Here is a 7,605-nt window from a genome sequence, read left to right on the forward strand (position 1 = left end):
GTGTCCTTGCCGGCCTCTTCGCGGACAAGTCCGCTCCTACAGGTACAGCGTCAGGCTTTTTGGCCCCTCGCCCCCACAGGGGAGTATTTCTCCTGTGGGGGCGAGGTGGGTTGCCTTACTGGCAAGCCTCACAATCCGGCTCGTCGATTGCGCACGCCTTTGGCACCGGGGCCGGGCCGGCAGGTGCGGCTTCGGTAGGGCGCGGGGCGGTGATCGCCGAGTCGTCCGGGCCGTGGCCGCCGCTCGATACTGCGTTGAGCTTGCCGGTGTTGACGGTGGATTTCTCGGTGCTGGTCGCGGCCAGGGCACGGAGGTAGTAGGTGGTTTTCAGACCACGGTACCAGGCCATGCGGTAGGTCACGTCCAGCTTCTTGCCCGAGGCACCAGCGATGTACAGGTTCAGCGACTGAGCCTGATCGATCCACTTCTGACGACGGCTTGCCGCGTCGACGATCCACTTGGTGTCCACTTCGAAAGCAGTCGCGTAAAGCTCTTTGAGCTCTTGCGGGATGCGCTCGATCTGCTGCACCGAACCGTCGTAGTACTTCAGGTCGTTGATCATGACCGAGTCCCACAGGTCGCGGGCCTTCAGGTCGCGAACCAGGTACGGGTTGATCACGGTGAATTCGCCTGAAAGGTTCGATTTCACGTACAGGTTCTGGTAGGTCGGTTCGATCGACTGCGACACGCCAGTGATGTTGGCGATGGTGGCGGTCGGTGCGATGGCCATGATGTTCGAGTTACGGATACCTTTCTGCACACGGGCGCGAACCGGTGCCCAGTCCAGGGTTTCCTTCAGGTCGACATCGATGTACTTCTCGCCACGTTGCTCGATCAGGATCTGTTGCGAATCCAGTGGCAGGATGCCTTTGGACCACAGCGAACCCTGGAACGTCTCGTAGGCACCACGCTCGTCGGCCAGGTCGCAGGACGCCTGGATGGCGTAGTAGCTGACCGCCTCCATGGACGTGTCGGCGAACTGCACGGCAGCATCCGAACCGTACGGAATGTGTTGCAGGTACAGCGCGTCCTGGAAGCCCATGATGCCCAGGCCGACCGGACGGTGGCGCAGGTTGGAGTTCCTGGCTTGCGGCACGGAGTAGTAGTTGATGTCGATAACGTTATCGAGCATGCGCACTGCTACATCGACGGTGCGCTTGAGCTTGTCGGTGTCCAGCTTGCCGTTGACGATGTGGTTCGGCAGGTTGATCGAGCCCAGGTTGCAGACCGCGATCTCGTCCTTGTTGGTGTTCAGGGTGATCTCGGTGCACAGGTTCGAACTGTGAACCACGCCCACGTGCTGCTGCGGGCTGCGCAGGTTGCACGGGTCCTTGAAGGTCAGCCAAGGGTGGCCGGTTTCGAACAGCATCGAGAGCATCTTGCGCCACAGATCCTTGGCCTGGATGGTTTTGAACAGTTTGATCTTGCCTGGGTATTCGGTCAGCGCTTCGTAGTACTCGTAACGCTCCTGGAAGGCCTTGCCGGTCAGGTCGTGCAGGTCCGGCACTTCGGAGGGCGAGAACAGGGTCCACGGGCCGTCGTCGAAGACGCGCTTCATGAACAGATCAGGGATCCAGTTGGCGGTGTTCATGTCGTGGGTACGACGGCGGTCATCACCGGTGTTCTTGCGCAGCTCGATGAACTCTTCGATGTCCATGTGCCAGGTTTCCAGGTAGGCACAGACAGCGCCCTTGCGCTTGCCGCCCTGGTTGACCGCAACGGCGGTGTCGTTGACCACTTTCAGGAACGGCACGACGCCTTGCGATTTGCCGTTGGTGCCCTTGATGTACGAGCCCAGCGCACGAACCGGCGTCCAGTCGTTGCCCAGGCCGCCTGCGAATTTGGACAGCATGGCGTTGTCGTGGATCGCGTGGTAGATGCCCGACAGGTCATCCGGCACGGTGGTCAGGTAGCAGCTGGACAGCTGTGGACGCAGGGTGCCGGCGTTGAACAGTGTCGGGGTCGACGACATGTAGTCGAACGACGACAGCAGGTTGTAGAACTCGATAGCGCGGTCTTCACGGGCTTTCTCTTCGATTGCCAGGCCCATGGCCACGCGCATGAAGAAGATCTGCGGCAGTTCGAAGCGCACGCCATCCTTGTGGATGAAGTAACGGTCGTACAGGGTTTGCAGGCCCAGGTAGGTGAACTGCTGATCACGCTCATGGTTGATCGCCTTGCCGAGTTTTTCGAGGTCGAAGTCGGCCAGCACAGGGTTGAGCAGTTCGAACTTGATACCGGTGGCGACGTAGGCAGGCAGCGCCTTGGCGTACAGCTCGGCCATTTCGTGGTGGGTGGCGCTTTCGGCGACACCGAGGAAGCCCAGGCCCTCGGCGCGCAGGGTGTCCATCAACAGGCGGGCGGTAACGAACGAGTAGTTCGGCTCGCGCTCGACCAGGGTACGGGCGGTCATGACCAGTGCGGTATTGACGTCTTTCAGCGCCACGCCGTCGTAGAGGTTTTTCAGGGTTTCGGTCTGGATCAGGTTGGCGTCGACTTCAGCCAGCCCTTCACACGCTTCGGTAACGATGGTGTTCAGACGACCCATGTCCAGTGGCGCAAAGCTGCCGTCGGCGAGGGTGATGCGGATGGACGGGTGAGCCTGAACCTGCTCTTCGGGCGCACGAACGGCACGTTCCTTGGCGCGCGAATCACGGTAGATGACGTAGTCGCGAGCCACTTTCTGCTCGCCGGCACGCATCAGCGCCAGTTCGACCTGATCCTGGATTTCTTCGATGTGAATGGTGCCGCCCGAAGGCATGCGACGCTTGAATGTGGCGCTGACCTGTTCGGTCAGGCGTGCAACGGTGTCGTGGATGCGCGACGAGGCAGCAGCATTGCCGCCCTCAACTGCAAGAAACGCCTTGGTGATGGCAACGGTGATCTTGTCATCCGTGTAAGGAACGACAGTGCCGTTACGCTTGATCACGCGCAGTTGACCGGGAGCGGTGGCAGACAGATCCTGTGGGGCCTGGCTTGCCTGCGGCGCGCCGGTCGGCGAGTTCTCGCGAGTTGTGTCTGTTTGCATGTGTGACTCCACGTTCCTTTAAGTTTGTTCGGGCATTGCTGCCCACCGTTTCGTTTCGAGCAGTAAGTCGCAAAAGGCGACTCAAGGGCTCCAAAACGAAGGTGGAAGCGGGGTGTGCTGCCGCTTCCAGGTTTTGAAGCCAAAAAGGACCGGGCTGGGCCCGATCCTTTGAAAATCTGGTGAAGAATGCCGCTTCGATGTTGCAAAGCGTGTACGGGATGGCTCTGGCTCAAGCGCGAGCGGTTTGGGTGCCTAAACGGGCTTGAAGTTCAACCCCTCAGACGCAACAAAAATGCTTGAATTTCCCATTTGAGTTGTGCTGGTGTTTCTGCGAAAAACCCCACATGTAGGGTGTGTCTCGTCGCCGGGCTACAAGATAATGCGTTTTGGACATGAATTGCAACGCACCGCCTGTGGATAAAGTGTGTGTAGTTTGTGTATGAATCGCACACCATGCGTGTAGGCCGCATAACTACTGGATTGTGACCGTTTGTCACTGATTTCCGTAGGGGCGGGCGGCACGTGGCTGATTTTTGAGGGCGCGAACCCTATCACAAAAAAACGCTGCGACAAGGCCTGTCTGGCATGTGATGTGCTATGCCGCGATCCGTGTCGTGCGATGCGCCCGACGGTTGCTACACTGGCCTGCGACGCGGTGCCGCAACCCCTGCTTTTCAGAACAACAAGGGGGCGATGACAACAAGGGGAGATTGCTTTGGAGCCACACACCTGGCACGTGCTGATTGTCGAGGACGACCAGCGACTGGCCGAACTGACCAGCGATTACCTGCACAACAACGGCCTGCGCGTGAGCATTGAGGGCAATGGCGCGCTGGCGGCGGCGCGGATCGTCGATGAGCAGCCGGACTTGGTGATTCTCGACTTGATGCTGCCCGGCGAGGACGGTTTCAGCATTTGCCGCACGGCGCGTGACCGTTACGACGGGCCGATTCTGATGCTCACCGCGCGCACCGATGACACCGATCACATTCAGGGCCTCGATACCGGGGCTGACGACTTCGTCTGCAAACCGGTGCATCCCCGCGTGCTGCTGGCGCGCATTCATGTCTTGCTGCGCCGGAGCGAGGCGCCGCAGGTCCCGGCTGCAGAACTGCGGCGTCTGGTGTTCGGGCCGCTGGTGGTGGACAACGCACTGCGCGAGGCCTGGTTGTGCGAGCAGAGCATCGAGCTGACCGGTGCCGAGTTCGATCTGCTGTGGCTGTTGGTGGCCAACGCCGGGCGCACGCTGTCCCGCGAAGAGATCTTCACTGCGCTGCGCGGTGTGGGTTACGACGGCCAGGACCGCTCTATCGATGTACGTATCTCGCGTATCCGTCCGAAAATCGGTGACGACCCCATCCACCCGCGTCTGATCAAGACCGTGCGCAGCAAGGGCTATCTGTTTGTGCCCGAAGCCGCGCAGGACATGAGCGGCAACGTGTTCAGCGGCTGACCTGATGAACTCGATCTTCCTGCGAATCTACGGCGGCATGCTCGGCGTGCTGGTGCTGGTCGCGCTGCTCGGCGTGCTGGCCCTGCATGTGCTCAATCAGTCACGCGGCGAGCAATACCGTGAGCGTCTGGCCCACGGCACTTTTACAGTGATGGCCGATAACCTGCTGTCGCTCGACGACATCGAACGCCGCCGCGCTTTGGCGATCTGGGAGCGATTGTTGGGCATTCCCCTGAGTTTGCAACGTATCGAGCAGGCCCGGCTGGACAGCGGCGCGCGCGGTCGGCTGGCGCGCGGGCAGGTGGTGGTTGAACAGATCGGCCCACACGCCGCCAGGGTTTATCGTCAGTTGAGCGACAAAGAGCCGCTGTTGCTGACCGGCGAAGTGCAGCAGATCACCGAGCAACTGGCGCGAGCGACTATCTACCTGCTGATCGATGAGCTGGTGCGCTTTCCGGTCGATGAGCAACCGGCGCGCCTGCAAGCCCTGCGCATCGACAAAGGGTTCGGTTTCGACCTGCATCTGCTGGCGCTGGATCAGGCCGATCTGGACGATGACCAGCGCCGCCGCATTTATGAAGGCGATACGGTGATGGCGCTGGGCAAGGGCGGTGATTCGATCCGCGTGCTGGCCGGGATTGTCGACACCAACTGGGTGCTGGAGATCGGTCCGCTGTACCAGATGAACCCTTATCCACTGCATTGGCTGCTGTTGATTGCCTTTATGGGCCTGTGCCTGATCGGTCTGGTGGTGTATTTGCTGGTACGCCGTCTGGAACGGCGGGTGCTGGAGCTGGAGGCCGCCGCGACGCAGATTGCTCAGGGCAGCCTGCAAACCCGAGTGCCCACCGAGGGTTCCGACTCGGTAGGGCGGGTGGCGGCAGCCTTTAACAGCATGGCCGAGAACCTGCAGCGTTCGTTGATGATCCAGCGCGAACTGGTGCGTGCGGTGTCTCACGAGCTGCGCACGCCGGTGGCGCGCCTGCGTTTCGGTCTGGAGATGGTCAGCGACGCCACCACCCCCGAGGCGCGGCTCAAGTACATGCGCGGTATGGACAGCGATATTCAGGACCTCGACAAGCTGGTCGATGAAATGCTCACGTACGCGCGCCTGGAGCAAGGCGCGCCGACCCTGAATTTCCAGCGTGTCGATCTGCAGGCGCTGATCGATCAGGTAATCGCCGAGCTCGCACCCTTGCGCGCCGATGTGCGGGTGTCGCGGGGCGAATGCCTGGCCGCTGAAGAGGATGAGGCTGCCTGGGTCGAGGCCGAGCCCCGATACTTGCACCGGGCGGTGCAGAACCTCGTCAGCAATGCACTGCGCCACGCAGAGAACGAGGTGCGTATCAGCTACCGGCTGGACGCGCAGCAGTGCCGTATCGACGTGGACGACGACGGCCCCGGCGTTCCGGAAGACGCATGGGAGCAGATCTTCACGCCGTTCATGCGCATCGATGACAGCCGCACCCGAGCCTCGGGTGGGCACGGGCTGGGCCTGTCGATTGTGCGGCGGATTATCCATTGGCATGAAGGCCGCGCGCTGATCGGGCGCAGCGAGAGCCTGGGCGGTGCGTGTTTCAGCCTGTCCTGGCCGCGTACGCAGGTGCCGCGTTGAGTGCGCAACTGTTCAGTGGCCCGTTCGAGCGCTTCGGGCAGACGCTGCTGGCCGTAGATGATCCACGCCCGGTCGTGGCGTTGCCCGATCTGCTGCGCCGCGAGCGCCTCGATCAATTGCTGCTGACGCTTTACGGGCCACAACTGATGCCCGCTCAACTGCCGGTGCTGGTGTCACAGTGGGCCAAGTTTTATTTCATGCAACTGATTCCTCCGGTACTGGTTGGCAGCCTGGTGCATGGTTGGCATTGGCCGCTACGGCTTGATCAGGTAGCACTGGCGCTGGATGAGCGTGGCGTGCCGACCGGCGTCAGGCTGACGGAACAGGGAGAGGTCTGGCGAGACAGTCCGGTGGAACCGTTTCAGCGGTTTGCCGGGTTGCTCGATCACAACCTGCAGCCGTTTATTGCTGCATTGAGCGCTTATGGCGGGCTGGCCGACAGGGTGTTGTGGGTCAGCGCCGGGGATTATCTGGAAAAGGGCCTTGTTCAATTGGCCGCTTGCAGCGATGTACCACTGGCCGCAGGGCTGGCGCTGTTAAGCGAGAGAAAAAGACCGGATGGACGCGCCAATCCTCTGTTTCAGGCAGTGCGTTATATCCCAAAGGCGCAGGGCGGCGAACCGCGCAGGCAGCGACGTGTGTGCTGCCTGAGTCATCGAGTCGAGTGGGTCGGGCGGTGCGAGCATTGTCCGCTGCCCGGCTGATCAGCCTTCGACGGCGATCAGGCTGAGCAGATGATCGCCCAGCACACTGAACTGACCGTCGAGTTTCTTGCCTGCATGCCATTCGCGGGACAGGTCGATCAGCAGCTGTAGCCGGGCGCTGCCATCGGCGGACCATCCCAGCAGTTGTGCATCTTCAAAGTAGAAGCGCTTTTGCACGATAGGGTAGAGCGCCTTGAACAGCGCCTCCTTGATCGAAAAGGTCAGGGTCACACGTAACGCCACCTGATCCTGCGGGCCTGCTGCCATGTCGGCCAGCTCGGCAGCCGTCAGGATTTCCCCGGCCAGCCGCGAGGCGCGGTCATGGCTCAGCAGGTTCTCCGTGTCCAGCCCCAGCCCGCGCCATTGTGGCTTGTGCGCAACCACAGCGGCGGCCCAGCCGGTGCTGTGGGTAATCGACCCGCAGACATCAGTCGGCCATACCGGCGCACGGTCTTCGCCCAGAGACGGGGTGTGTTGGCGCCCGTCCAGCTGGCGCAGGGCTTTGCGAGCGCAGAGCCGACCGGCGAGAAATTCAGCCTGGCGCTTGGCGACAGAACGCTGAATGCTCGCAGGCGTTTGCACCGCACAGCGCTGAAAATCACCCTCAACCAGCTTGTGCGGATCAAAACGCCCACTGACCAGCACCACACCCGGCAGTGCATGCGGTAACGGCCAGTGCTGGACGAGTTCGGGGCAACAGGCGGGAAGATCGGCTAATTGAGTCATGGCGGCATTTTGCCGGGGGAACGGGTTTGAGGGAAGGGCACTGGTAACATCCGCGCCCTCATCAACTATCGTGCGACGC

The 7,605-nt window shown here is 61.5% G+C and carries 5 protein-coding genes; 3 read left to right on the top strand and 2 right to left on the bottom strand.

What is annotated here, in order from left to right; translation table 11 throughout:
* Nucleotides 1-115: 115 nt before the first annotated feature.
* A complete protein-coding gene (locus ALO80_RS28220) occupies nucleotides 116-3,028 on the bottom strand; it encodes a ribonucleoside-diphosphate reductase subunit alpha (protein ID WP_055011353.1) in 2,913 nt (970 codons plus the stop codon).
* 709 nt (nucleotides 3,029-3,737) lie between these two features.
* Between ALO80_RS28220 and ALO80_RS28225 the strand changes: the two genes are divergently transcribed.
* The 3 genes from ALO80_RS28225 to fhuF are packed head-to-tail and all read left to right on the top strand — an operon-like array spanning nucleotide 3,738 to nucleotide 6,800.
* A complete protein-coding gene (locus ALO80_RS28225; protein ID WP_083493443.1) occupies nucleotides 3,738-4,481 on the top strand; it encodes a response regulator in 744 nt (247 codons plus the stop codon).
* A gap of 4 nt (nucleotides 4,482-4,485) precedes the next feature.
* Nucleotides 4,486-6,096 carry an ATP-binding protein gene (locus tag ALO80_RS28230; RefSeq protein ID WP_055011355.1) on the top strand — a complete coding sequence of 537 codons (1,611 nt, stop codon included), beginning with the start codon at nucleotides 4,486-4,488 and terminating at the stop codon, nucleotides 6,094-6,096.
* The gene (fhuF, locus tag ALO80_RS28235; protein ID WP_055011356.1) at nucleotides 6,054-6,800 is read left to right on the top strand and encodes a siderophore-iron reductase FhuF; all 747 of its coding nucleotides are present in this window, start codon (nucleotides 6,054-6,056) and stop codon (nucleotides 6,798-6,800) included. The genes ALO80_RS28230 and fhuF overlap by 43 nt, the downstream gene beginning before the upstream one ends.
* Here fhuF and ALO80_RS28240 read toward each other — a convergent pair whose 3' ends face one another.
* Entirely contained in the window at nucleotides 6,801-7,526 is a 726-nt protein-coding gene (locus ALO80_RS28240) for a 4'-phosphopantetheinyl transferase family protein (protein WP_055011357.1), read from the bottom strand.
* Between the last annotated feature and the right edge of the window lie 79 nt (nucleotides 7,527-7,605).

This window comes from Pseudomonas caricapapayae (genome assembly GCF_001400735.1).
Taxonomy (GTDB): Bacteria; Pseudomonadota; Gammaproteobacteria; order Pseudomonadales; family Pseudomonadaceae; genus Aquipseudomonas; species Aquipseudomonas caricapapayae.